27 protein-coding genes are annotated in these 22,236 nt (G+C 67.8%); 14 read left to right on the top strand and 13 right to left on the bottom strand.

What is annotated here, in order from left to right; all coding sequences use genetic code 11:
• Positions 1 to 15 precede the first annotated feature (15 nt).
• Positions 16 to 651, top strand: coding sequence for a DUF1345 domain-containing protein (locus H8M03_RS09150; protein WP_187479141.1), 636 nt, complete (start codon positions 16 to 18; stop codon positions 649 to 651).
• Here the strand turns inward: H8M03_RS09150 and H8M03_RS09145 are convergent.
• The 3 genes from H8M03_RS09145 to ispG are packed head-to-tail and all read right to left on the bottom strand — an operon-like array spanning position 648 to position 2,973.
• Positions 648 to 1,544 carry a DMT family transporter gene (locus tag H8M03_RS09145; RefSeq protein WP_187479140.1) on the bottom strand — a complete coding sequence of 299 codons (897 nt, stop codon included), beginning with the start codon at positions 1,542 to 1,544 and terminating at the stop codon, positions 648 to 650. The genes H8M03_RS09150 and H8M03_RS09145 overlap by 4 nt on opposite strands.
• A gap of 17 nt (positions 1,545 to 1,561) precedes the next feature.
• Positions 1,562 to 1,840, bottom strand: a complete 279-nt coding sequence (locus H8M03_RS09140; protein ID WP_246448829.1) for a hypothetical protein — start codon at positions 1,838 to 1,840, stop codon at positions 1,562 to 1,564.
• Positions 1,837 to 2,973 (bottom strand): flavodoxin-dependent (E)-4-hydroxy-3-methylbut-2-enyl-diphosphate synthase, encoded by a 1,137-nt coding sequence (ispG, locus tag H8M03_RS09135; protein ID WP_187479139.1) that lies wholly within the window; start codon positions 2,971 to 2,973, stop codon positions 1,837 to 1,839. Before ispG ends, H8M03_RS09140 begins: the two co-directional genes overlap by 4 nt.
• A 106-nt stretch (positions 2,974 to 3,079) precedes the next feature.
• Between ispG and H8M03_RS09130 the strand changes: the two genes are divergently transcribed.
• Genes H8M03_RS09130 through H8M03_RS09120 form a run of 3 tightly spaced genes read left to right on the top strand, consistent with a single transcriptional unit; the run spans position 3,080 to position 7,483 of the window.
• Positions 3,080 to 5,230, top strand: coding sequence for a toll/interleukin-1 receptor domain-containing protein (locus H8M03_RS09130; RefSeq protein WP_187479138.1), 2,151 nt, complete (start codon positions 3,080 to 3,082; stop codon positions 5,228 to 5,230).
• Positions 5,231 to 5,247: 17 nt separating this feature from the next.
• Positions 5,248 to 5,631, top strand: a complete 384-nt coding sequence (locus H8M03_RS09125; protein WP_187479137.1) for a hypothetical protein — start codon at positions 5,248 to 5,250, stop codon at positions 5,629 to 5,631.
• A gap of 28 nt (positions 5,632 to 5,659) precedes the next feature.
• Positions 5,660 to 7,483, top strand: a complete 1,824-nt coding sequence (locus tag H8M03_RS09120) for a DUF4231 domain-containing protein (RefSeq protein WP_187479136.1) — start codon at positions 5,660 to 5,662, stop codon at positions 7,481 to 7,483.
• Here the strand turns inward: H8M03_RS09120 and H8M03_RS09115 are convergent.
• From H8M03_RS09115 to H8M03_RS09105, 3 genes are read right to left on the bottom strand one after another with little or no spacing between them, the layout of a single operon-like run.
• Entirely contained in the window at positions 7,480 to 7,731 is a 252-nt protein-coding gene (locus tag H8M03_RS09115; RefSeq protein WP_187479135.1) for a hypothetical protein, read from the bottom strand. The two genes, H8M03_RS09120 and H8M03_RS09115, sit on opposite strands and share 4 nt — an antisense overlap.
• A 1-nt stretch (position 7,732) precedes the next feature.
• Complete coding sequence (locus H8M03_RS09110) at positions 7,733 to 7,933, bottom strand: type II toxin-antitoxin system antitoxin (protein WP_187479134.1); 201 nt, start codon at positions 7,931 to 7,933, stop codon at positions 7,733 to 7,735.
• A gap of 9 nt (positions 7,934 to 7,942) precedes the next feature.
• Entirely contained in the window at positions 7,943 to 8,773 is an 831-nt protein-coding gene (locus H8M03_RS09105; RefSeq protein WP_187481023.1) for an SPFH domain-containing protein, read from the bottom strand.
• Positions 8,774 to 8,977: 204 nt separating this feature from the next.
• Between H8M03_RS09105 and H8M03_RS09100 the strand changes: the two genes are divergently transcribed.
• Positions 8,978 to 9,964: an isoaspartyl peptidase/L-asparaginase family protein gene (locus tag H8M03_RS09100; RefSeq protein ID WP_187479133.1), complete on the top strand. Its 987-nt coding sequence runs from the start codon at positions 8,978 to 8,980 to the stop codon at positions 9,962 to 9,964.
• On the opposite strand, the gene H8M03_RS09095 is transcribed toward H8M03_RS09100, so the two are convergent.
• From H8M03_RS09095 to H8M03_RS09080, 4 genes are read right to left on the bottom strand one after another with little or no spacing between them, the layout of a single operon-like run.
• On the bottom strand, positions 9,940 to 11,073 hold the full coding sequence (locus H8M03_RS09095; protein WP_187479132.1) for a GNAT family N-acetyltransferase: 1,134 nt from the start codon (positions 11,071 to 11,073) through the stop codon (positions 9,940 to 9,942). The two genes, H8M03_RS09100 and H8M03_RS09095, sit on opposite strands and share 25 nt — an antisense overlap.
• Before the next feature lie 32 nt (positions 11,074 to 11,105).
• Complete coding sequence (locus H8M03_RS09090) at positions 11,106 to 11,567, bottom strand: RidA family protein (protein WP_187479131.1); 462 nt, start codon at positions 11,565 to 11,567, stop codon at positions 11,106 to 11,108.
• Positions 11,568 to 11,580: 13 nt separating this feature from the next.
• Positions 11,581 to 12,327, bottom strand: a complete 747-nt coding sequence (locus H8M03_RS09085; protein WP_187479130.1) for an SDR family NAD(P)-dependent oxidoreductase — start codon at positions 12,325 to 12,327, stop codon at positions 11,581 to 11,583.
• The gene (locus H8M03_RS09080) at positions 12,324 to 12,596 is read right to left on the bottom strand and encodes a DUF3572 family protein (protein WP_425506843.1); all 273 of its coding nucleotides are present in this window, start codon (positions 12,594 to 12,596) and stop codon (positions 12,324 to 12,326) included. Before H8M03_RS09080 ends, H8M03_RS09085 begins: the two co-directional genes overlap by 4 nt.
• Positions 12,597 to 12,644: 48 nt before the next feature.
• Here H8M03_RS09080 and H8M03_RS09075 point away from each other — a divergent pair, with 48 nt between their 5' ends.
• Positions 12,645 to 13,034 carry a response regulator gene (locus tag H8M03_RS09075; protein ID WP_187481022.1) on the top strand — a complete coding sequence of 130 codons (390 nt, stop codon included), beginning with the start codon at positions 12,645 to 12,647 and terminating at the stop codon, positions 13,032 to 13,034.
• Here H8M03_RS09075 and rpmG read toward each other — a convergent pair.
• Complete coding sequence (gene rpmG, locus H8M03_RS09070; protein WP_187479128.1) at positions 13,027 to 13,194, bottom strand: 50S ribosomal protein L33; 168 nt, start codon at positions 13,192 to 13,194, stop codon at positions 13,027 to 13,029. The two genes, H8M03_RS09075 and rpmG, sit on opposite strands and share 8 nt — an antisense overlap.
• A gap of 162 nt (positions 13,195 to 13,356) precedes the next feature.
• Between rpmG and H8M03_RS09065 the strand changes: the two genes are divergently transcribed.
• The 3 genes from H8M03_RS09065 to H8M03_RS09055 are packed head-to-tail and all read left to right on the top strand — an operon-like array spanning position 13,357 to position 16,369.
• A complete protein-coding gene (locus tag H8M03_RS09065) occupies positions 13,357 to 13,665 on the top strand; it encodes a hypothetical protein (protein WP_187479127.1) in 309 nt (102 codons plus the stop codon).
• A 53-nt stretch (positions 13,666 to 13,718) separates the two neighbouring features.
• Entirely contained in the window at positions 13,719 to 14,771 is a 1,053-nt protein-coding gene (locus tag H8M03_RS09060; protein ID WP_187479126.1) for an apurinic/apyrimidinic endonuclease family protein, read from the top strand.
• Positions 14,771 to 16,369 carry a cisplatin damage response ATP-dependent DNA ligase gene (locus tag H8M03_RS09055; RefSeq protein ID WP_187479125.1) on the top strand — a complete coding sequence of 533 codons (1,599 nt, stop codon included), beginning with the start codon at positions 14,771 to 14,773 and terminating at the stop codon, positions 16,367 to 16,369. The genes H8M03_RS09060 and H8M03_RS09055 overlap by 1 nt, the downstream gene beginning before the upstream one ends.
• 108 nt (positions 16,370 to 16,477) lie before the next feature.
• Here H8M03_RS09055 and H8M03_RS12910 read toward each other — a convergent pair whose 3' ends face one another.
• Entirely contained in the window at positions 16,478 to 17,227 is a 750-nt protein-coding gene (locus H8M03_RS12910) for a cold-shock protein (RefSeq protein ID WP_187479124.1), read from the bottom strand.
• 209 nt (positions 17,228 to 17,436) lie between these two features.
• Between H8M03_RS12910 and H8M03_RS09045 the strand changes: the two genes are divergently transcribed.
• Genes H8M03_RS09045 through rpoN form a run of 5 tightly spaced genes read left to right on the top strand, consistent with a single transcriptional unit; the run spans position 17,437 to position 21,476 of the window.
• Complete coding sequence (locus H8M03_RS09045) at positions 17,437 to 18,060, top strand: ribonuclease D (protein ID WP_187479123.1); 624 nt, start codon at positions 17,437 to 17,439, stop codon at positions 18,058 to 18,060.
• Entirely contained in the window at positions 18,050 to 18,709 is a 660-nt protein-coding gene (locus H8M03_RS09040; RefSeq protein ID WP_187479122.1) for an LPS export ABC transporter periplasmic protein LptC, read from the top strand. The genes H8M03_RS09045 and H8M03_RS09040 overlap by 11 nt, the downstream gene beginning before the upstream one ends.
• Positions 18,710 to 18,711: 2 nt before the next feature.
• Positions 18,712 to 19,236 carry an LptA/OstA family protein gene (locus tag H8M03_RS09035; protein WP_187481021.1) on the top strand — a complete coding sequence of 175 codons (525 nt, stop codon included), beginning with the start codon at positions 18,712 to 18,714 and terminating at the stop codon, positions 19,234 to 19,236.
• A gap of 5 nt (positions 19,237 to 19,241) precedes the next feature.
• The gene (gene lptB / locus H8M03_RS09030; RefSeq protein ID WP_187479121.1) at positions 19,242 to 20,018 is read left to right on the top strand and encodes an LPS export ABC transporter ATP-binding protein; all 777 of its coding nucleotides are present in this window, start codon (positions 19,242 to 19,244) and stop codon (positions 20,016 to 20,018) included.
• A gap of 9 nt (positions 20,019 to 20,027) precedes the next feature.
• Complete coding sequence (gene rpoN / locus H8M03_RS09025; protein WP_187479120.1) at positions 20,028 to 21,476, top strand: RNA polymerase factor sigma-54; 1,449 nt, start codon at positions 20,028 to 20,030, stop codon at positions 21,474 to 21,476.
• On the opposite strand, the gene H8M03_RS09020 is transcribed toward rpoN, so the two are convergent.
• Positions 21,473 to 22,234: an endonuclease/exonuclease/phosphatase family protein gene (locus H8M03_RS09020; protein WP_343070852.1), complete on the bottom strand. Its 762-nt coding sequence runs from the start codon at positions 22,232 to 22,234 to the stop codon at positions 21,473 to 21,475. The genes rpoN and H8M03_RS09020 overlap by 4 nt on opposite strands.
• Between the last annotated feature and the right edge of the window lie 2 nt (positions 22,235 to 22,236).

The following is a 22,236-nucleotide window of genomic DNA, read 5'->3' as shown; positions in this document are numbered from 1 at the left end:
CTAATCATGCCGACCATGGCCGCCAGGAAAGCCAGGGGCAACCGCATTGCGCCGCCGCACTTCATCGCGTTCGGCGTGGTGATCGCACTTGCCACGCCGCTGGCCGCGCAGGTCCTGCCGTTGACCAAGGCGGTGATGCTGGGTTTCGATCTGGCCGCGTTGGCGTTTCTGGCGACGTGCGTCCCGCTGCTGCGGATCCGCAGCGCGCTGAAGATCGAGAAGCTGGCGGTGACCTATGACGCCAACCGCACCCTGCTGCTTGGGCTGACCGGGATCGTCACCACCGTGTTGCTGGTGGTGATGGGCGTGCAGACGGTTGGCGGAACGCCGGAGCCGGCGACCAAGGTGTTGATCCTGAGCACGGTCGTCCTGGCCTGGCTGTTCAGCAACAGCGTCTATGCGCTGCATTATGCGCACCTCGCCTACATCCACCCGTCCAAGGGCTGTTACGGGCTGAACTTTCCGGAGACCAAGCTGCCGCTATACTGGGACTTCGTCTATTTCGCCTTCACGCTGGGGATGACGTTCCAGACGTCGGATGTGGAAATCACCAACGAGCGGATTCGGCGCGTGGTGACCGTCCATTCCTTTGCTGCGTTCGTGTTCAACATCGGGATCCTCGCCTTCACCATCAGCGTGATCGGCAACTAAGCGGTTTCCATCGGGTGCGGCGTGCGTTCGGGCCGGGCGGCGACCCAGCAGCCGGCGATGATCGCCGCGGCGCCGGCCACCGTCCACGGCGACGGGATTTCGCCGAAGATGAGAAAGCCGAACAGCGCCGCCCACAGGAAGCCGGAATATTCGCTGGCCGATAGATACCCCGCCCCGGCCCGAGCGTAGGCCCAGGCAAGGCCGAGCATGCCGAGGATGGACAGGCCCGTGGCGAGCAGCAGGTCGACCGCCGAGCTGGCCGGGAATGACGGCGGCCCGAGCGGGATAGCGACCAGCCAGAAGCCCGCCCCGGCGATGGCGAAATAGAAGAAGGCGATTTCAAGCGGCGCGGCGCTTTGCGATTGCCGCCGCATCAGCACGATGTTGAACGCGTACAGGACCGCGGAGAAAAGGATCGCGAGGCTGCCCCACAAGGCATCGCGGCCAAGCGCCGCCTGGGCCTGGCCGGCGAGGATCGACAGCACGCCGGCAAAGGCAAGGATCGACCCGGCGACGATCCGCGGCCCAATCGTTTCCTTCAGCAGCACGCCGGCGAGGATCAGCGCGATCAGCGGCGCGATGAAGGCAAGCGCGATCGCCTGCGCCATCGGCACGAATTTCAGGCCCCAGAAAAACGTCAGGCTCATCGGCACCATCAGCGCGCCGCGGATGAAGTGATAGCGCAGGGCAGCCGACGTCGGCCTGTCCCGCCGGGTCAGGAAGTAGGGCAAGGCGACGACCGGCACGGCGATCAGGGCGCGCCACGCAAGGGCCGAAAGAGCGCCATGGTCGAGGCTGACGGATTTCATCGCCGCATCCATTGCCGACAGGAAGCCGACCGCGACGATGGCGGCGGCGAAGGCCAGCAGGGGCTGTTGGGGGACGCGGTCCACGCGCCGCGCTTAGAGCTTTATACGGCGGCGTCGAGACCGCCGTCGGCGCCCGGCGGCCGCGGGTTGCGGACGCCGTTGATCGATCCGACCTCAAGCTCGTCGATGCGCAGCTTGCGGATTCGCGCCGTGCCGATCCACAACCGTCCGATGGCCAGTGCGCCGACCGCCATCGCACCGAAGGCGGCGGCGCCGACGGCCATCGAACCGGCGAGGCTTAGCCCCTTGGCGGACGCGCCGGTGGCCGTTGCCCCGGTGGCGACGCTCCGCCGCGCGGAGTCGCCGGTCAGCCTGGTCACTCGGCGGCGTCCAGCGCCGGTTCGAGAGTTGCGGCGGCGGCCTCGATCTCGGCGGCCTTGGCTTCGACCAGACGGACGATGTGGTCGATCATGTCGGCGTCCTGCACGTGGTGGTCGGTCACGCCCGACAGATAGACCATATGCTTGCCCTGCCCGCCGCCAGTGATGCCGATATCGGTTTCGCGGGCCTCGCCGGGACCGTTGACGACGCAGCCGAGCACGCTGAGCGACATCGGCGTTTTGATATGCTGCAGCCGCTCCTCAAGCTTTTCGACGGTGCGGATGACGTCGAAGCCCTGGCGCGCGCAGCTGGGGCAGGACACGACGCGGACACCGCGGCTGCGGATGCCCAGCGACTTGAGGATTTCATAGCCGACGCGGACTTCTTCCTCCGGTTCGGCGGACAGGGACACGCGGATCGTATCGCCGATGCCGGCCCACAACAGGTTGCCGAGGCCCAGCGCCGACTTCACCGTGCCGCCGATCAGGCCGCCGGCTTCGGTGATGCCGAGGTGCAGCGGGCAATCGACCGCGCCGGCCAGTTGCTGGTAGGCGGCGACGGCGAGGAACACGTCGCTGGCCTTTACCGCGACCTTATAGTCCTGGAAGCCATGGTCCTCGAGAATGCGGATATGGTCGAGCGCGCTTTCGACCAGCGCTTCCGGACAGGGCTCGCCATATTTTTCGAGCAGGTCTTTTTCGAGGCTGCCGGCGTTGACGCCGATGCGGATCGCGCAGCCGTTGGCACGCGCCGCGGCGATGACTTCGCGGACCCGTTCCGCCGAGCCGATATTGCCGGGGTTGATGCGCAGGCAGGCGGCGCCGGCGTCGGCGGCTTCGAGCGCGCGCTTGTAGTGGAAATGGATGTCGGCGACGATCGGCACGCGCGCTTCGCGGACGATTTCGCGCAGGGCGGCGGTCGCTTCCTGGGTCGGGCAGGACACCCGGACGATGTCCGCGCCGGCCTCTTCGCAGCGGCGGATCTGGGCGATCGTCGCGGCCGCGTCCTCGGTCGGCGTGTTGGTCATCGTCTGGACGCTGATCGGCGCGTCCCCGCCCACCGGGACGGAGCCGACCATGATCTGCCGCGACACGCGGCGATCGATATCGCGCCAGGGGCGGATCGAAGACATGGAGCGCATATAGGGCCTGCGCCGGCCAGCCGCAAAGCCGGGAGGGCGGATTCGCGGCAAATAGCCAAAGATGCTATGACTTCGACCCGACATTCGCGGGGCAGCGATGAACAAATGGACCCGGCCATTTGAGGGGAAAGGCGCTTCCGCCGCGCCGGCGAAGGCCGGCCACGCGCCCGCCGCGCACCATTATTTCGCCTTCCTCAGCTACAGCCACGAGGACGCCGCCATCGCCGACTGGCTGCACGGCGAGCTGGAGGGCTTTCGCGTGCCCGCGGGCCTGGCCGGGAAGCTGGGCGGCAACGGGGTCATCCCGAACCGCCTGACGCCGATCTTCCGCGACGCCCACGAACTGGCCGCGGGCAGCGACCTGACCGACGAGATTACCGCCGCGCTGGCGGCGTCACGCTGCCTAATCGTGCTCTGTTCGCCGGCGGCGGCCCGGTCCAAGTGGACCAACGCCGAAGTCGACATGTTCAAGCGGCTGCACCCCGACGGGTGCGTCATCGCCGCCGTGATCGCGGGCGAGCCGCTGGCCAGCGAGATCGCCGGGCGCGAGGGCGAGGAATGTTTCCCGCCCGCGCTGCTTACCCGGTACAACCGGCGCGGCAAGCCGACCGCGCGCAGGATCGAGCCGCTCGCCGCCGACCTGCGCGAAGGCCATGGCGGGCGCCGCATCGGTTTCCTGAAGATCGTCGCGGGAATCCTTGGCGTCGGGCTCGACGATCTGGTCCAGCGCGACCATTTGCGCCGCCAGCGGCGGCTGGCCGGGATTGCCGCCGGGTCGATTGCGGGAATGCTGGTCGCCGGGACGCTGGCCATCGCCGCGATCAGCGCCCGCGATGCGGCGCGCGACGAGCGGCGCGAGGCGGAGAGCCTGGTCGGCTTCATGCTTGGCGACCTGAAGGAAAAGCTGGAACCGATCGGCAAGCTGGACGCACTCGACGGGGTCGGGGCGCGGGTACTGCAATATTACCGCAAGCAGGACACGTCGCAGCTGTCGGACAGCGGGCTGATGCAGCGGTCGCGCGCGCTAAGCCTGATGGCCAACGTGGCGTACGTGCGCGGCGACCTGGCGTCGGCGGGGCGGCTGTACCGGGAGGCGCTGGACGGCACCGGCGAGGCGGTCGAGCGCGATCCCGGCGACGCGCAGCGCTTGTTCGACCACGCGCAGAACGTCTTCTGGCTGGCCGATATCGCGCGCCAGCAGGGCCGGCTGGCCGATGCCGAGGGCGGCATGCGCGAATATAAGCGGCTGGCCGACCGGATGGTCGCCATCGACCCCAGCAACATGCAGTGGCGGATGGAAGAGCAGAGCGCCGACTTTAACCTTGGCGTGATGCTGTTCGAACGGCGGCGCTTCGGCGAGGCGACCACCCAATTCACGCGCGCGCTGGCCACCATCCGCGCCTTGTCCACCGCCGATCCGGACAACACCGGTTTCCGGGTCGCCGCGACCGAGGCCGAAACGTGGCTGGCCGATGCGCTGGCGTCGAGCGGGAAGCTGGCCGAGGCGCTGGCCCTGCGCGCCCGGGTGGTGGCCGAGCTTCAACAGTTGCTGCAGCGGACCGGCGACGTGGTGTACCGGCGCCAGCTGATGTCGGCCAATCGCTACCTTGGGCTGTCGCACCTGTCGCTGGGCGACAGCGCCAGCGGCATCGGCGCGTTGCGCGGCGCGGTCGAGCACAGCGCGGTGCTGCGGTCGCGGGAACCGGAAAACCGGTTGTGGGAATATATGGGCGCGCGCGCCCAGCTGGACCTTGCCAATGCCGAGCTGGCGGCCGGCGACCGCGCCGCGGCCGCCGCCGATATCGCCGCCGGCTGCGCCACCACCGCGCGCCTTTTGCAAACCGAGGCGAGCGTCCAGACGTGGCGGGCCAATTTGCGGGATTGCTGGCAAGTGCGGGCGCGGGCCGCGCTGTCCGGTGGCAATGCGGGCCAGGCCGCCGACTTTGCCAACCGCGCCATCGCGGCCGGTGCGTCGGTGCGATCGACCGACCCGGTCGAGAATCGCTATGCCGCGGCCACGGCCCATCGCCTGCTGGGCGACGCGCGGACCACGTCGGGCGACATCGCCGGCGCCCGGGCCGCGTGGCAGGCAGGCCTTCGGCAATTGCCGAAAGAGGTTGACGAGAAGCCCGTCGAGATGGCCGAACATGCCGCGTTGCTGCACCGGCTGGGGCAAGCGCGCGAAGCCGCCGGCCGCGATGCGCGGTTGGCAGCGATGGGTTACAAGGCGAAGATGCCGCTGCGCTGACAGGGGGAGAAGAGGCGATGGAGACGATCCAGTTGAAGGTCACGCCGGGGCCCAAGGGGCCCCATGACGAGGTCGAATGCGATCTTGCCAGCCACAGCGACTATCTGGTCGACGAGGCGCTGATCCTGCCCCACGACAAGGACTTCACCCTGGTGTTCGAACTGGACCAGAATGCGCCGGCCAATTGGGATCTGGACAATCCGTTTTGCGCCCGGACCGGCAAGTGCCCGCCGCGCAAGGCGCAGGCCCACAGCCATGTGCGCCAGACCCAGGTCGATAAGCGTCGGTTGGAGGTCGAGGCGCGGGCGCCCAACGCCAAGAGCGTGATTCACTACCGGCTCAATTTCGACGACGGAACGACGTTCGACCCGATCATCATTCACACCGTGGCCAGCAAATAGGCCGCGTTTGAACGTCGCCGCCCCGCCCGTGCTGCCGAACGACTGGGCGGCTGCCAAGCGAGCGCTGCCGCCGCGCCTGCCGTTCGTGCTGGGGATCGGCGTGACCGGCCATCGCATCGCCGCCCTGCCCGAAGGCGAGGTGGGGACGATCGTCGAGCGCATTCGAGCGGTGCTGGCGGAGGTGAAGGCATGCGCGCTGGACCTGCACCGGCGCGAGGCCGCGCATTTCGCCGATTGCGCCCCGCGGCTGCTGTTCGTGTCCCCGCTGGCCGACGGCGCCGACCAGATCGCCGCGGAAATAGCGCTGGAGCTTGGCTTCGAACTGCACGCCATCCTGCCGTTCGAGCGCGGCATTTACCGCACCACCTTGCACGAAAGCGGGCTGGCGCGGTTCGACGATCTGCTGGGCAAGGCGACCTGCGTCCTGGAACTGCCCGGCAGCCTTGAGGCCGAGCATGATGCGTTCGTCATGGCGGGCCGCGCCACGGTCGCGCATTGCGACCTGTTGCTGGCGGTGTGGGACGGGCATCCCCCGCGCGGCCGCGGCGGCACCGGCGAAGTGGTCGAGCTGGCGCTGACCCGCGGAACGCCGCTGGTCCATGTGCCCGTCGGGGCGGACAAGACGGTCGGCCTGCGCTGGAGCGCATTCGACCCGTCGGTCGTGACCCAGCGGACCGACACGCCGGTCGAGCGAAGCTTTACCACCGCCCATGTCGCGCAAGTGCTGAACGCCCTGCTGTCGCCGCCGCCCGACGCCCACGAACGCGCGTTCATCGACACGTTCCAGGGCGAGCGGATGCGGCGGTGGAAGGCGCGACTGGAATATCCGTTGCTGCTGGCCGCGACCGGCGTGTCGCGGTTCGGCGCGCAGGCGTGGCGGGGCGATATATCGGCCGCCTACATCCGCGAGGATTGGGAGCGCTATTGCAGCGGCTGCTGGGACCCGAGCGGGCTGTCCAACCCGCTGGCGCCGCTGGAGCAATGGTATTCGTGGAGCGATTCGCTGGCGAGCCACTTCGCCCAGGCGCACCGCAGCGGGCACGTGTTCAATTTCGTGCTGGCCGCGGTTGCGGTGCTGCTGGCGCTGGCGGCGCTGCCGTTCCCGCACCTCAAGCCCTATCTTGCGGCGACGGAGATCGTCGTCATCCTGTCGATCCTGATCAACACCAAGATCGGGACCGGCCAGCAATGGCATCGCCGCTGGCTGGATTATCGCCAGCTGGCGGAGCGGTTGCGGCCGATGCGCAGCCTGAAGCTATTAGGCATTGCGGCGCCCGACCCGCCCGGCACGCAGGCGAACCCGGTGCCGCGGCGGTGGGTCGACTGGTATGCGGCCGGGGTATGGCGCGCGGTCGGCTTTCCCAACGGCCGCATCCGGGCCAGCCAGTCCGCGGCCTTCGCCGAGGCGGTGGCGGCGCACGAATTGTGGCCGCAGATCGAATATCATCACCGCGCCGCGCGGCAGGTCGAACAGCTCGACCACCGGCTGGAAGTGGTCGGCCTGCTGGTCTTCGCAACGACCCTGTTGACGCTGGTCGGGTTGCTGGCCGCGATTTTCATCGACCATCATTGGGCGCTGGACCATGCCAAGTGGTTCACCATTGTCACGGCCGGCCTGCCGGCCATCGGCACCGCGCTGTTCGGCATTCGCGTGCAGGGCGATTATGCCGGGACCGCCGTCCGGTCGGAACAGACCGCGATCGTCCTGGCGCAGGTCGCCGACCGGCTGGAGATCGAGGGCCCGGACCTGAGCCGCACCGCGGACCTGGTCGAACAGGCTGCCCGGCTGATGACCGCCGACCTGGACGACTGGGCGCTGCTCAACCGGCAGCACGACCTGTCGGTGGGTTAATCGCGGCGGCGCGGCCAGCCGCGCCATTTCCAGCCGCCGCGGGTGGTCTTTGCCGCAATCAGCAGCAGCAGGAACGTCGCGAAGGCGGTTAGCGGCAGGAAGATCGCAAGATGTTCGGCATAGGCATGGGCAAGGCCGGCGAGGATCGCGAGATAGGCGGCAAGGACCGCCCAGCCCTGCCAGGCTATCGGCCGGCCGCTGCCGAAGCCGAGGGCTTTCGGGGCGAACCATTCGGGACCGTCGTTCATGTCAGCTCTCCGCCTTTGGCGGCCGCCCGCGCTTGCGCGCTTGCGGCTTCGCCAGTTTCACGCCGCGCGCGCCGAGCGCTTCGCGAATAAGGATTTCGACTTCGGCGTTGACGCTGCGCAGGTCGGCGGCGGCGCAGCGTTCCACCGCCGACCATAAGGCCGGGTCGACCCGTAACGGGTAGGCCTTGCGATCGTCCGCCAACGGTCCGCGCTATTGGTAGAGGGTGCCGGCGTTGACGACGGGTTGCGTGTCGCGTTCGGAGCAGAGCACGACCATCAGGTTCGAAACCATCGCCGCCCGGCGTTCGTCGTCGAGGTCGACGACATCCTTTTCGGACAGGAGCTGAAGCGCGGTTTCGACCATCGACACCGCCCCGAGCACCAGCTTCGCACGCGCCGCGATGACCGCTTCGGCCTGTTGCCGGCGAAGCATCGCCTGCGCGATTTCCTGCGCATAGGCGAGGTGCATGATGCGGCATTCGTCGATCGAGATGCCGGCGCGGGCGACCCGTTCCTGAAGCTCCGTTTCAAGTTCCGCGTTGATCACTTCCGCATCGCCGCGCAGGGTCACTTCCTGGTCCTCGATATCGTCGTAGGGATATTTCGAACCGATCGTGCGGACCGCGCTTTCGATCTGCACTTCGATGAAGTCCTTGTAATCGGCGACGTCGAACATCGCCTGCGCGGTGTCGCTGACCCGCCAGACGACGTTGGCGGCGATTTCGATCGGGTTGCCGCGCAGGTCGTTGACCTTGATCCGGTCGGACGTGAAATTGTGCACCCGGGTCGAGATCTTGGGGCGCATCATCCACGGCAGTACCCAGCGCAGGCCGGTCGACCGGTCGGTGCCCTTGTAATCGCCGAACAATGTGATCGCCGCCGACTGGTTGGGTTGCAGCATGTAGAAGCCGCAGACGACGAACGTCGCCACGAGAATCGCGATCAGGAAGATGGCGATCGTCAACAGCCCCCATTGATCGTTGGCCGTCCGCGCGAAGCCGTAGGCGAACAATGCGGCCGCCCCGACGAGCACCAGCAGCATCGGATAGCCGCTGGCCGTTCCGGCCGGCCGTTCGGTGCTGGCCTTGAGCTCAAGCGGTGGTTGAATAGCCACGATAGCCTCCCTGTTTTATCTGATATCATATTAATATCTAGCCGCGGTCGCGCGAGTCAATCGAAATCGGCCGGGCGCGTGGCGACCGCGGCGACAAATCTGCTAGGGCGGCCGGCGAAGGGAGCATTGCCCATGCGTCTGCCCGTCCTGATTGGAGCCCTGCTGATGACCACCGCCGCCGCCGCCCAACCGACCACCGGCTGGAAGCTTGTCATCCATGGCGGGGCCGGGGTCATCGAACGGTCCCGGCTGACGCCGGAAAAGGACCGGGAAATCCGCGCCGCGCTGGACGCCGCGTTGCAGGCGGGATCGGCGGTGCTGGCCGGGGGCGGCGCCGCGCTCGACGCGGTGGAGGCGGCGGTCAAGGTGCTGGAGGACGATCCCAACTTCAACGCCGGCAAGGGGTCCGTCTTCACCTATGACGGGCGCAACGAGATGGACGCGTCGATCATGGACGGAAAGACCCGCGCCGCCGGCGCGGTCGCCGGGACCACCGCGACCCGCAACCCGATCACCGCCGCGCGGGCGGTGATGGAGCAAAGCGACCACGTCTTCCTGGCCGGCAAGGGCGCCGACGAATTTTCGCGTGCCAAGGGCCTGGAACAGGCGCCGCCCGAATATTTCGCCACCCAGTTCCGCCGCGACCAGCTGGAGCAATTCAAGACCAGCAAGGTCAGCGCGCTGGAGATCGAGTATAAATATGGCACGGTCGGCGCGGTCGCGCTCGACGCCGGCGGTCATGTCGCCGCCGCGACCTCCACCGGGGGCATGACCGGCAAGCGGTGGGGCCGGGTCGGCGATTCGCCGATCATCGGCGCCGGCACCTTCGCCGACGACAAGGGCTGCGCGGTTTCGGCCACCGGCTGGGGCGAATATTTCATCCGCGTGGGCGTCGCGCACGAGATTTGCGCCCGCATGCGGCTGACGCAGATGAGCGGGCAGGAAGCGGCCGATTCGGTGATGAGCGACGTCAAGCAACTGGGCGGAGACGGCGGCGTCATCGCCGTCACGCCCAAGGGCGAGATGGTCTATTCGTTCAACACGCCCGGCATGTACCGTGGCAAGGCCAGCGCCGAGGGCCGGTCGGTCGCGCTCTACACCGAATCCGACGAACGGTAGGGCAATTCGCCGCGCAGCCACGCGGCCTCCGCGTCGACCGCGGCGCGTTCCTGTTCGAGGAATTCGGCGACCGCATCACGAAAGCCGGCGTTGGGAATGAAATGGACCGAGCGGGTGACCACCGGTTCGTAGCCGCGAGCCAGCTTGTGTTCGCCCTGCGCGCCCGCCTGTACCGTGCCGAGGCCGTTGGCGATGGCCCAGTCGATCGCCTGATAATAGCTGAGTTCGAAGTGCAGGAAGCGCACCTCTTCAACGCAGCCCCAGTAGCGGCCGTAGAGCGCGTCCGGCCCGATGACGTTGAGCGCGCCGGCGATCGGCTGCCCGTCGCGGCAGGCGAGGAACAGCAGGAGCCGGTCGCCCATCGCCGCGCCGATCCGGTCGAAGAAATCGCGGGTGAGATAGGGGTGGCCCCATTTGCGGCTGCCGGTATCCTGGTAGAAAGCCCACATCCTGTCCCAGTCGGCGGCGGTGATGTCGGCGCCGCGCAAGGCCCGGAATTCCAGCCCGTCGCGCGCCGCCGCCCGTTCCTTGCGGATCGCCTTGCGCTTGCGGCTGGTGAGGCCGGCGAGGAAGTGGTCGAAGTCGGCATAGCCGCGATTGAACCAATGATATTGGACGCCGTGGCGGACGAGCCAGCCGCGCTGTTCGGCCTGGGCGGCATCGTCCTCCTCGCAGAAGGTGACGTGGACCGACGACAGCTGGTTCTGGACCGCCACCGCTTCCAGCGCGGCCAGCACCTGTTGCGGGCGGGTGCCGAGCAGGCGCGGGCCAGGCACCGGCGTGAACGGCACCGCCACCTGCAGCTTGGGATAATAGGTGCCCCCAGCCCGTTCCAGCGCATCCGCCCAGCCGTGGTCGAACACATATTCGCCCTGGCTGTGCATTTTCACATAGGCCGGCGCGGCAGCGACCAGCGCGCCCTGATCGTCTTCGACCAGGATCGGCGCAGGCGTCCAGCCGGTGCCGGGACCGACGCTGCCCGATGTTTCCAGAGCGCCGAGAAAGGCGCGGCAGACGAAGGGATGGGAACCGGCGAGCGTGTCCCACCGGTCCAGTCCGGCAACGCCCGGCGCGATCCGGGCCAGCACGTCGGGTTCGCGGTCGGCCATGCGCCCGATCTGGGGTCGGTGCGGCCCCGGCGCTAGGCCCTGATCGCGACGATGGCGTCGACTTCGACTGCGACCCCCAGCGGCAGCACCGTCACGCCGACGGCGCTGCGCGCATGGCGGCCGGCATCGCCGAAGACCTGCTGCATCAGTTCCGAAGCGCCGTTGGCGACCTTTGGCTGGTCGGTGAAGTCGGGCGTCGAATTGACGAACACGCCGAGCTTTACAATCCGTTCGACCCGGTCGAGCGAACCCAGCGCGGCCTTCATCTGCGCCAGCAGCATGATGCCGCAGCGCCGCGCGGCGGCGATCCCGCCGTCGAGGTCGACGTCGTCGCCAAGCCGGCCGGTAATCAGGCTCTTGTCTTCCGCGAAGCTGATTTGCCCGCTGATGTGCAGCAGGCCGCCGGCCTCCACCGCCGGAACGTAGGACGCGACGGGCGCGGCCGCTTCGGGAAGGGTGATGCCAAGTTCGGACAGGCGCTGGTCGATGCTCATGAAACGGAACTCCTCAATCTTTGCGGGACACGGTGAAGCCGGCGAAGCTCTGGCTCGTCGGCATCAGCTCAAGCGTGTTGATGTTCACATGGGGCGGCAGGGTCGCCACCCACCAGATGGTCTCGGCGATATCGCCGGCGGTCATCGGGTCCATGTTCGAATAAAGCGCGTCGGACGCCGCCTTGTCGCCGCCGGTGCGGACGATGGTGAATTCGGTTTCGACCATGCCAGGTTCGATCGACGTCACGCGGACGCCGGTGCCGGCAAGGTCGCAGCGCAGGTCGAGCGAGAATTGGCGAACGAACGCCTTCGACCCCGCGTAGACCGCGCCACCCTTGTAGGGGTAAGTCGCCGCGACCGACGCCAGATTGACGATCGCGCCCCGGCGTTCGACCAGCGTGGGCAACAGCGCGCGGGTGATTGCCACCAACCCGCCGATATTGGTGTCGAGGACGGTTTCGATCAGTGCCCAGTCGGTGTCCGGCAGGGGATCGGTCGGCGGCGCGAGGCCGGCGTTGTTGAGCAGCAGGTCGATGTCGCCCCACGGCGCCGACAGTTTGCCAAGGTCGGCCAGCGCACCGGTGTCGCGCATGTCGAGTTCGAGCGGCAGGAACGCGTCGCCAAGGTCGTCGGCAAGAGCGCGCAGGCGGTCGCCGCGCCGCCCCGTCCCGATCACGCGCCAGCCGCCCGCCGCGAAGCGCCGGGCACTGGCCTCGCCAATGCCCGCGGTGGCGCCGGTGATCAGGATGGTCTTGTTCATTGTTGCTCCGCTTCTTCCAACGCCCGCCGCGCCGCGACCAGTTCGTCCGGTTTGACCCCGATTTCTCCGGCCACCTCGACAAGGTCCGGTTCGAACGCCTCCAGGAAGCGGATCAGGGCCGCCAGGATGGCCGGATCGGCCGCCCGGGCGCGAAGCTCTTCTGTGCCAATTCCGGTCAGGTTAAGGAACCGCCGTGCGCGCCGTTCGTCGGAAACGGCGGTCGCAAGGGCGATCAGGCCCAAGGAGACGGCGTCGGTTGGCGTCGTCACGGGCATCGCCTAAGCGGTCGGACGGTGACGGAGAGACAGTTGGCCAAGATCCTGATCGTCGAGGACAATGCGCTGAACGTCAAACTGTTCTGCGACCTGCTCGCGGCGCATGGCCACGAACCGCGCGCCGTGACCGACGGGCGCTATGCGCTGGAGCAGGCGCGCGAGTTCGCGCCGGACCTGGTCATCACCGACATCCAGTTGCCGCATGTCACGGGTCTTGAGGTGATCCAGGGGATTCGCGGGGACGGGCGGTTGAAGGACGTACCGATCATGGCGGTGACCGCTTATGCGGCGCCGGCCGACGAGGAGCGGATCCGGTCCGCTGGCGCGCAGGCCTATGTTTCGAAACCGATTTCGGTCGCGAAATTCGTCGCCCAAGTGAACGAGCTGTTGGGAATAGAAACTGCGGACGCGCGGGCGACCGAGACTATTTGATCTTAGCTTCCTTGAACTCGACGTGCTTGCGCGCGATCGGGTCATACTTGCGGAAGCTCATCTTTTCCGTCTGGTTGCGCGGATTCTTCTTGGTCACGTAGAAGAAGCCGGTGTCGGCGCTGCTGACGAGCTTGATCTTGACGGTTGCCGGCTTAGCCATCGCTAAAAGTCCCAAATCTAAAAAGAAAAGAGCGACACGCTTGAGGTGCCGCTTACGCGGGCCGGCACATGACCGCCGAGCGCCATTTTGTCAAGCTGACGCGGGCCGTTGACCGGCCATTAACCCTTTGCGGCGACGATCGCTTCAACGGGAGTGACGCTGATGAGTGCCGACACGCTGGGAACGGTGCGATCGCAAGTCGCGGATTGCATCGCCGACCTCAACCGCCGCGCGGCCCGCCTGTCCCCGATGGATATGCACGCCCGGATGGACGAGATTCGCCAGGTCGCCGCCGCCAATGGGCTCGACGCGCTGGAGGGGCTGATGCACCGCACGTCGCAGCTGGCGCTGCTGCCCGGCCACCGGGTCGCCACGCAGTGCGGACTGGAGCATGTCGGCGAAGCGCTCGACAGCAGCTCGCCCGGCGACCGGACCGCGATCCTCGCGGCGCTCGCCCTGCGCATGGGCTAAAGCCCGCACCCGCGCCGGGCGAACCAATGCCGCGTTGAGCGGTTGGGCAAGCGATGGCTGGCCCGGCACCCACCGACACCCGCGCCGACGCGCCGCGAATCGGCACCTGCTGCACGTTCGTCGACCCGGACGGCGAGGCCGATTCGGTCCGGCCGCTGAACTTTCGCGGGCCGACGGTCGCGTCGATCGCGCGGGCGGAAGACAGCGCGGAGCGGCTGCACGCGGTGATCCGCGACAATCTCGACATCCTCGACCGGCAGGTTGCGCGGATGGGCGCCCTGCCCCGGCTGGAACGTCTGTTCCGGATCCAGTCGGGTTTCCTGATCGGCTGGTCTCACCCGGCGCTGGCGGCCGTCTGGACCCCCGGGCTGCGGGCCGAAGTCGCCGGGCGGCTGGCGCGCTCGGGCGAGGCCGCGCGACGGGCCGACTTGCGCCTGTCGATGCATCCCGCCCAGCACGCGATCCTGGCGACGCTCAATTCGTCCGCGCTCGACAATGCGGTGCGCGACATCGAGGAGCATGGCGAGATTTTCGCGATGCTCGGCTTTTCCGGCGGCTGGCACCCGCACGGCGCCAGCGTCAACATCCATGGCGGCGCGCGCGGCGCCGGGGTGGAGGGCATCCGCCACGGGCTGACCCGCCTGTCGGCGCAGGCGCGGAACCTGCTGACGATCGAGAATGACGAGACCAGCTTCGGGCTCGACGATCTGCTTCACGTCGCGGACGAGGTCGCCATCGTGCTCGACTTCCACCACCATTGGGTGATGAGCGGGGGCGAGTGGATCCTGCCCGGCGACCCGCGCATCGCCGGCGTCGCGGCAAGCTGGCGCGGAGTCCGGCCGCTGGCGCACATCTCGGTCAGCCGCGAAACGGTCATCCCCGGCCACGACCCGCTGCGACTGCCCGACTTCGCGGCGCTCGCGGCGGCGGGGCACAAGGCGTCGAAGCTGCGCGGGCATAGCGACATGATGTGGAACGGCGCGGTCAACGACTTCGTCGCCGCGCACCTGGCCTGGACTGACGTCGAGGTGGAGGCCAAGGCCAAGAACCTCGCCGCGGCGCAATTGGCCGACCATGTCCGCGCGCTTGCCGGAGCGGACGCCTGATGCGCGCCTTTTCCCAGCTGCTCGACGCCATCGTCTACACCCGGTCGCGCAACACCAAGCTGCAATTGATCGGCGATTATCTGAAGGCCACGCCCGACCCTGACCGCGGGATCGCGCTGGCCGCGCTGACCGGCTCGCTGAGCATCCCGGCGGTCAAGGGTGCGGCGATTCGCGCCCTTGCCGAAGAGCGAATTGACCCGGTGCTGCTGCGAATGAGCCGCGACTATGTCGGCGACCTGGCCGAGACGGTTTCGCTGCTCTGGCCGACGCCCGACGGGGAGCCGGAGATCGACGACGGCACCTTGTCCATCGCCGATGCGGTCACGCAATTGGCGGGCGCCGGGCGGGCCAGCGCGCCGCAGGTGCTGGCCGGGATGCTCGACCATCTCGACGCGTCGGGCCGCTTCGCCCTGCTCAAGCTGGCGACGGGCAATTTGCGCATCGGCGTGTCGGCGCGGCTGGCCAAGCAGGCGCTGGCCAACGCCTTCGAGCTCGACGTCGATGCGGTGGAGGAGGTGTGGCACGGGCTCGACGCGCCCTATCCCGAGCTGTTCGCCTGGGGCGAAGGACGCGGGCCGCAGCCGACCGCCAAGGACGTGCCGGTGTTCCGCCCGTTCATGCTGGCCCACCCGCTGGACGACGGCACGGTCTCGCTCGACGATTACGCCGCTGAATGGAAATGGGACGGCATCCGGGTGCAGATGGTCCGCACCGCCGGCCAGACCCGCCTGTATAGCCGCACCGGTGACGACATTTCGGGCAGCTTCCCGGACATCGCGGCCGCGTTCGAGACGGATGGCGTGCTTGACGGCGAACTGCTGGTGCGCGGGTCCGACCAGGGCAGCGACGACCTGCACGGCGGCGCCGCGGCGTCGTTCAACGCGCTGCAGCAAAGACTTGGCCGCAAGACCGTCAGCGCGCGGATGCAGGCCGAGTTTCCGGCCTTCGTCCGGCTGTACGACATCCTGTTTGACGGCGAGGAGGACCTGCGCACGCTGCCGTGGACCGAACGGCGGGCGCGGCTGGAGCGGTTCGTCCCGCAGCTGGACGGGGAGCGGTTCGACCTGTCGCGGCTGATCGAGGCGACGGACTTTGCCCATCTGACCGACATTCGCGCCGGTTCGCGCGATGCGGCGATCGAGGGCGTGATGCTCAAGCGGCGCGACAGTCCCTACGTGCCCGGCCGCAAGGTCGGATACTGGTACAAGTGGAAGCGCGATCCGCTGACCGCCGATTGCGTGTTGATGTACGCCCAGCGCGGGTCGGGGAAGCGGTCGAGCTATTATTCGGACTTCACTTTCGGCTGCTGGAGCGAGGACGACCAGTTGCTGCCCGTCGGCAAGGCCTATTTCGGCTTTACCGACGAGGAATTGAAATGGCTCGACCGGTGGATCCGCAACCACAGTATCGGGCGCTTCGGGCCGGTGCGCGAGGTGGAGAAAAGCCTGGTGCTGGAAGTGGCGTTCGATTCGATCCATCTGAGCAAGCGCCACAAGTCGGGGCTGGCGATGCGCTTTCCCCGAATCAGCCGAATCCGCACCGACAAGCCGGCGGCGGAGGCGGACCGGGTCGACACGCTGAAAGCGATGGTTACCTGATCGCGGCCCCGTCCGCGGTGCAACGAGGCGTCGGACCCCGGAATCGGAAACGCCCGCCCGGCTTGTGACCGGACGGGCGTTTCTTACCTATCGGTGCGGTGGGTGGGATCAACCGATAGGCTGGAGATTAACCGCAGCGTGCTTGCCGCGACGGTCTACCTCAAGTTCGAAAGACAGCCGGTCGCCCTCGTTGAGGGTCGGCATGCCTGCCCGCTCGACGGCGGAAATGTGCACGAACGCGTCCGGCTGGCCGTCATCGCGCTGGATGAAGCCGAAGCCCTTCATGGCGTTGAAGAACTTGACCGTGCCTTCGGCCTTTTCGCCCGTCAGCTGGCGCTGCGGCCCGCGTTCGGCGCGTTCGACCGGCATCGGTTCACCATCGATGCGCAGGTTGGTGGCCGACACCCGGCCGCCGCGATCGACGAGCGTGAATTCCACCGGCTGCCCGTCGGCCAGGTCGGTCATGCCCGCCTGTTCGACCGCCGAGATGTGGACGAACACGTCTTCGCCGCCGTCATCGCGGACGATGAAGCCGAAGCCCTTTTGCGGGTTGAAGAATTTGACGACGCCCTTGCCTTCGCCGACGACCTGAGGCGGCATTCCGCCGGCCCCGCCGCCACCGCCGCCGCCGCCGCGGAATCCACCGCCGCCGCCGCCGCCGGAACGGTCGCCGAAGCCACCGCCGGGCCGATCGCCGAAGCCGCCGCGGTCACCGAAGCCGCCGCCGCCGCTGCGCGAGCCGAAGCCGCCGCGGTCTTCGAATCCGCCGCGGTCCCCGAAATTGTCTTCACCGAAACTGTCGCGCTTGTCTCTGCCGCGACCGCCGCGGTCGCCCCTACGCCCTCTGTCGAAACCCATGCCCGTTAGAAATCCCTGTGCCCCAAATGCCTTACAAACCACCGCGCCTGGAAACGTTGACGCAACCGGTCCCCGGTATGTTTTTTCCACACACCGTCCACAGCCTTACATGAAAAAAAGCGGCGCCTCTAGTGATTCGATTGCGCCTCTGCTGCTAAGGGCGCAAGGGCGCGCCAGACGCATCGTGCCCACGCGGCAAAGGGAAGTGAATGAGCATCTATTTCCATGAGGAAGACCTGCCCGGCGACGTCGCCTTCGCCGACGGCCCGATTGCCGTCGACACCGAAGCGATGGGCCTGATGCCCGGCCGCGACCGGCTATGCCTGGTGCAGCTTTCCGACGGGAAAGGCGACGAGCATCTCGTCCGATTCGCCAACGGCAGCGATTATGCCGCGCCGAACCTCAAGGCGCTGCTGGCCGACCCCAACCGGCTGAAGCTGTATCACTTCGCCCGCTTCGACGTCGCGATCATGAGCAAGTATCTCGGGATCATGGCGGCGCCGCTCTATTGCACCCGCACCGCTTCCCGGCTGGTCCGCACCTACACCGACCGCCACGGGCTCAAGGATCTGGTGCGCGAATTGCTCGGCCATGAAATTTCCAAGCAGCAGCAGACCAGCGACTGGGGCGCGCCGGAGATCACCGACGCGCAGCGCGAATATGCCGCCAGCGACGTGCGTTTCCTGCACGCGCTGAAAGCGAAGCTGGACGAGCGGCTGCAGCGCGAGAACCGAGTCGCGCTGGCGCAGGGCTGTTTCGACTTCCTGCCGTGCCGTGCACTGCTCGATGTCGCCGGATGGGCGGACAAGGATATTTTCGCGCATGACGGATAGCCTCGCCCTATCCCGCGAGGCGAAGCGCGAGCGCGTTCGCAAGCAGAATTGGGCGGCGCCCGGAAGCCGTCACGACCGGCTGGTGAAACTGGCCAAGATCGCGCTGCCGTCCGCGGTCGGCGTGCTGATCGCCTTCCTCGCGCTGGCGCCGCTCGACCGCAGCGGGGACGTCAGCTTCATCCTCGACAAGAACAAGGTCGACAACGCGCCCGAACGGATGCGCGTCGACAGCGCCCGCTACACCGGCGAGGACAGTCTTGGCCGCCCGTTCGAGATCGTCGCTCGGTCGGCGGTGCAGCCGAGTTCGGACGAGCCGACGGTCAACATCAACGGCATGCTAGCGCGCCTTGCCCTGCCGCAAGGGCCGGTGACGATGCTGGCCAATCTCGCCAACTACGATCTCGACTTGCAAAAGGTCGCGGTGCGCGGACCGGTGCGGGTCGCCGGGCCCGACGGTTACCGCCTCAACACCCGCGACGTGACCATCGACATGAAGGCCCGCCGCATCACCGGCAGCGGCCGGGTCGAGGGGGAAATGAAGCTCGGGCGGTTCAGCGCGGGGCGACTCAGTGCCGATCTTGGCGAGCGGACGATCACGCTCGACCAGGGCGCGCGCTTGAAAATCGTCCAGGGCGCGGTCAAATCATGACCATGCGCCGCACCGTATTGACCCTGATCGCCGCCGGTTGTGCCGGAATTGCCGCCCTTGCGCAGGCGCAGGAGCCGATTTCGGCGCTGAAGGGGCACAACAGCAATGCGCCGGTCGACGTGTCGGCCCAGCGCATCGAGGTGCAGGACCGTGCCGACCGAGCGATCTTCGCCGGGGACGTTCATGTGGTTCAGGGCGACCTGACGATGGACACCGCGCGGCTGACCGTCGCTTATGAAAGCGCCGGCGGAATCCAGATCCAACGCCTCGACGCCAGCGGCGGAGTGACCGTGCGCAGCCCGTCCGAAACCGCACGCGGCGATTTCGGCGTCTACGACCTCGACCGCAAGCTGATCACCCTGATCGGCGGCGTCGTCCTGTCGCGCGGCGGTTCGCGCATCGCCGGGTCGCGGCTGGTCATCGACCTCAACAGCGGCCGGGCCGTGATCGACGGCGGACCTGCCGGGGTGAACCAGAGCGGTGGCCGGGTCACCGGGCGCTTCACCGTCCCGCAACGCGGCAGCTGACCCCTATGAACGAGGAACGCCTCGTCACCCGGCCCGACGACGATCAGGCCGTACCCGTCACGGCTGGGCTCGAAGTCCGCTCGATCGCCAAGGCCTATGACCATCGCGCGGTCCTGCACGACGTCTCGCTCGGCGTGCGGCGCGGGGAAGTGGTCGGGCTGCTCGGCCCCAACGGCGCGGGCAAGACCACCTGTTTCTATTCCGTCATGGGCCTGGTGAAGCCGGATGCCGGCCGCATCTTCCTTGACGGCGAAGACATCACCGACCTGCCGATGTACCGCCGGGCGATCCTTGGGCTTGGCTATTTGCCGCAGGAAACGTCCATCTTTCGCGGCCTGACGGTGGAGCAGAACATCGTCGCCGTGCTGGAAGTGTCCGAGCCCGACGCGCAGGCCCGGTCGGAGCGGCTGGAGCGCTTGCTCGCCGAGTTCGGCCTGACCGGCCTGCGCGACAGCGCGGCGATGGCCCTGTCGGGCGGCGAGCGGCGGCGCTGCGAAATCGCCCGCGCGCTGGCGGCCGACCCGTCGATCATGCTGCTGGACGAACCGTTCGCCGGCATCGACCCGATTTCCATCGCCGACATCCGCGAACTGGTGCGCGAGTTGAAGCAGCGCGACATCGGCGTTCTGATCACCGACCATAACGTCCGCGAGACGCTCGATATCGTCGATCGCGCCTGCATCATCTACGACGGCCAGGTGCTGTTCGCCGGCACGCCGGAGGCGCTTGTTGCAGACAGCGAGGTGCGCCGTCTGTACCTTGGCGAGAGCTTCGCACTGTAAGGGAACGCCGTGGGCCTCGGTCCAAGCATCCAGATCCGCCAATCGCAGCAGCTGGTGCTCACGCCGCAGCTGGCGCAGGCGATCAAGCTGCTGGCGCTGAGCAACGTCGAGCTGGAAGCGGCGATTGCCGAGGAAGTGTCGAAAAATCCGCTGCTGGACGTGGGCAGCAGCGACGATGGCGAGGATCCCGGCGAGGCCGGCGAAACCCCGAGCGACGCGCCGTCGCTGACCGACGAATTGATCCCCGGCGCGGGCGAGGACGACCGGCCGCTCGATTACGACTTCAACGGCGAGGCGTTGCAGAACGACAGTTTCGCCGATGTCACCGTGGCGTCGGGCAGCGGCGAGGAGTTCGACTTCGACCGCATCGAGGCGACCGCCGCATCGCTGGCCGAATATCTGGAAGGGCAGTTGCACGGCGCGTCCGGGCCGCGGGCGGCACTGGCGGAGATCATCGTCGGCCAGCTGGACGTCAACGGATATCTGTCGACGCCGATTGCCGACATCGCCCGCGATACCGGCGCGACGGCGGCCGAAGTGGAAGACGCGTTGCGGCTGGTGCAGGATCTGGATCCGTCGGGCGTGGGTGCGCGCAGCCTGTCCGAATGCCTGGCCCTGCAGGCGCAAGCGGCGGACCGTTACGACCCGGCGATGGCGCGCCTGATCGACAATCTGGAGTTGCTCGCACGCGGGCGGATGAACGACCTCAAGCGGATTTGCGGGGTCGATGACGAGGATCTGGCCGACATGGTCGCGGAGCTGCGCGCCTACGATCCCAAGCCGGGCAGCCGCTTTTCGTCCGAGGCCGTCGAACAGGTCACCGCGGACGTGTTCGTGCGCCGCACTCGCGAGGGGTTTCTCGTCGAGCTGAACGGCGCCGCGCTGCCGCGGCTGCTGGTCAACCGCCGCTATTACCAGGAGCTTCGCCAGGGGCCGCAGGACAAGGCCAGCAAGGCGTGGCTGAGCGAATGCCTCGCCAGCGCCAACTGGCTGGTCAAGGCGCTCGACCAGCGCGCCCGGACGATCGTCAAGGTAGTGTCGGAGATCGTCAAGACCCAGCAGGGCTTCTTCGAGCGCGGCGCGGAGGCGTTAAAGCCGCTGACCCTGCGCCAGGTCGCCGAGGCGATCGACATGCACGAGTCGACCGTCAGCCGGGTGACGACAAACAAGTATCTGCTGTGCGATCGCGGGCTGGTGGAGCTGAAATATTTCTTCCGTTCCGGTGTCGCGTCCAGCGACGGCGAGGGCGACGGGGCGTCGGCGGAAGCGGTCAAGTCGGCGATCCGCGAGATCATCGACCGCGAGGCCGAGGTGCTGAGCGACGACGCCATCGCGGCGCTGCTCAAGCAGCGCGGTTTCGACTGTGCCCGCCGGACGGTGGTCAAATATCGCGAATTGCTGGGCATCGGGTCGTCGGTCCAGCGCCGCCGCCAGCGCAAGATCGCCGGGCTGGGCTAAAAGCTAAGCCGCGCCCAGATCGGCAAATGATCGGACGCGATGCGCGCGGCGGGGCTCATATGCACTCCGCCGGCATCGATCCGTGCCCCGTCGACGATGATCCGGTCGAGCATCGCGACCGGGTGGCGCGAATGGAAGCTGGGCCCGGTGGGGACGATGCGGAAGCCTTGCGGCAATTCCTTCAGGCACCCGCCGGCGACGCGCCATTCGTTGGTATCGCCCATCATGATCGTCGGCATCGGCTGCGGCCGCGCCGCGACGGCATCGAGGATGGCGCGCATCTGCCGCCGCCGCCACAGGCCCGACAGGTCGAGGTGCATGCCGACCACGCGCACCGGCCGGTCGCCAGGCAGAAGCAGTTCCGCCATCACCGCGCCGCGCGGTTCCAGCGTCGGCAGTTCCAGCGCGACGCAATACATGCATTCGACGTCGCGCTTCACCAGCAGGGCATTGCCATGCCAGCCGATATTGCGCGTATCGACGTTGAAGATGCGCTCCGCATGCTGGCGCGCCTTTTCCATCGGCCGCTTGTGGCGGACGCCAAGGTGCACCGGCTTGTACAGCCCATGCGATTCGATCAGTTCGTGCGGGACTGCAGAGGCGCGCCCGCCGAAGCGCCGGTCGGCCTCCTGCAACGCGACAATGTCGGCTTCCAGCTCGCGCAGCACCTCGAGCACGCGCCCGGGATTGCGCTTGCGGTCGGTGCCGATCGCCTTGCGCATATTGTAGCTTGCGACGGTGAGGGTGTGGCCGGTCACTG

It is taken from the genome of Sphingomonas sabuli (assembly GCF_014352855.1).
GTDB classification, from domain to species: Bacteria; Pseudomonadota; Alphaproteobacteria; order Sphingomonadales; family Sphingomonadaceae; genus Sphingomicrobium; species Sphingomicrobium sabuli.
The sequence above is the reverse complement of the archived record's forward strand: the minus strand, read 5'-3'. Positions and strand labels throughout refer to the sequence as shown.

What these genes read in the sequence shown, in the direction of transcription:
- H8M03_RS09040 (WP_187479122.1), top strand. Translation starts at nt 18,050, where the DNA reads ATGACGGATAGCCTCGCCCTATCCCGCGAGGCGAAGCGCGAGCGCGTT.
- H8M03_RS09105 (WP_187481023.1), bottom strand. Translation starts at nt 8,773, where the DNA reads ATGCTGCTGGTGCTCGTCGGGGCGGCCGCATTGTTCGCCTACGGCTTC.
- H8M03_RS09055 (WP_187479125.1), top strand. Translation starts at nt 14,771, where the DNA reads ATGCGCGCCTTTTCCCAGCTGCTCGACGCCATCGTCTACACCCGGTCG.
- H8M03_RS12910 (WP_187479124.1), bottom strand. Translation starts at nt 17,227, where the DNA reads ATGGGTTTCGACAGAGGGCGTAGGGGCGACCGCGGCGGTCGCGGCAGA.
- H8M03_RS09090 (WP_187479131.1), bottom strand. Translation starts at nt 11,567, where the DNA reads ATGAGCATCGACCAGCGCCTGTCCGAACTTGGCATCACCCTTCCCGAA.
- H8M03_RS09125 (WP_187479137.1), top strand. Translation starts at nt 5,248, where the DNA reads ATGGAGACGATCCAGTTGAAGGTCACGCCGGGGCCCAAGGGGCCCCAT.
- rpmG (WP_187479128.1), bottom strand. Translation starts at nt 13,194, where the DNA reads ATGGCTAAGCCGGCAACCGTCAAGATCAAGCTCGTCAGCAGCGCCGAC.
- H8M03_RS09150 (WP_187479141.1), top strand. Translation starts at nt 16, where the DNA reads ATGGCCGCCAGGAAAGCCAGGGGCAACCGCATTGCGCCGCCGCACTTC.
- H8M03_RS09115 (WP_187479135.1), bottom strand. Translation starts at nt 7,731, where the DNA reads ATGAACGACGGTCCCGAATGGTTCGCCCCGAAAGCCCTCGGCTTCGGC.
- H8M03_RS09100 (WP_187479133.1), top strand. Translation starts at nt 8,978, where the DNA reads ATGCGTCTGCCCGTCCTGATTGGAGCCCTGCTGATGACCACCGCCGCC.
- H8M03_RS09095 (WP_187479132.1), bottom strand. Translation starts at nt 11,073, where the DNA reads ATGGCCGACCGCGAACCCGACGTGCTGGCCCGGATCGCGCCGGGCGTT.
- H8M03_RS09130 (WP_187479138.1), top strand. Translation starts at nt 3,080, where the DNA reads ATGAACAAATGGACCCGGCCATTTGAGGGGAAAGGCGCTTCCGCCGCG.
- H8M03_RS09065 (WP_187479127.1), top strand. Translation starts at nt 13,357, where the DNA reads ATGAGTGCCGACACGCTGGGAACGGTGCGATCGCAAGTCGCGGATTGC.
- H8M03_RS09045 (WP_187479123.1), top strand. Translation starts at nt 17,437, where the DNA reads ATGAGCATCTATTTCCATGAGGAAGACCTGCCCGGCGACGTCGCCTTC.
- H8M03_RS09085 (WP_187479130.1), bottom strand. Translation starts at nt 12,327, where the DNA reads ATGAACAAGACCATCCTGATCACCGGCGCCACCGCGGGCATTGGCGAG.
- H8M03_RS09035 (WP_187481021.1), top strand. Translation starts at nt 18,712, where the DNA reads ATGCGCCGCACCGTATTGACCCTGATCGCCGCCGGTTGTGCCGGAATT.
- ispG (WP_187479139.1), bottom strand. Translation starts at nt 2,973, where the DNA reads ATGTCTTCGATCCGCCCCTGGCGCGATATCGATCGCCGCGTGTCGCGG.
- lptB (WP_187479121.1), top strand. Translation starts at nt 19,242, where the DNA reads ATGAACGAGGAACGCCTCGTCACCCGGCCCGACGACGATCAGGCCGTA.
- H8M03_RS09060 (WP_187479126.1), top strand. Translation starts at nt 13,719, where the DNA reads ATGGCTGGCCCGGCACCCACCGACACCCGCGCCGACGCGCCGCGAATC.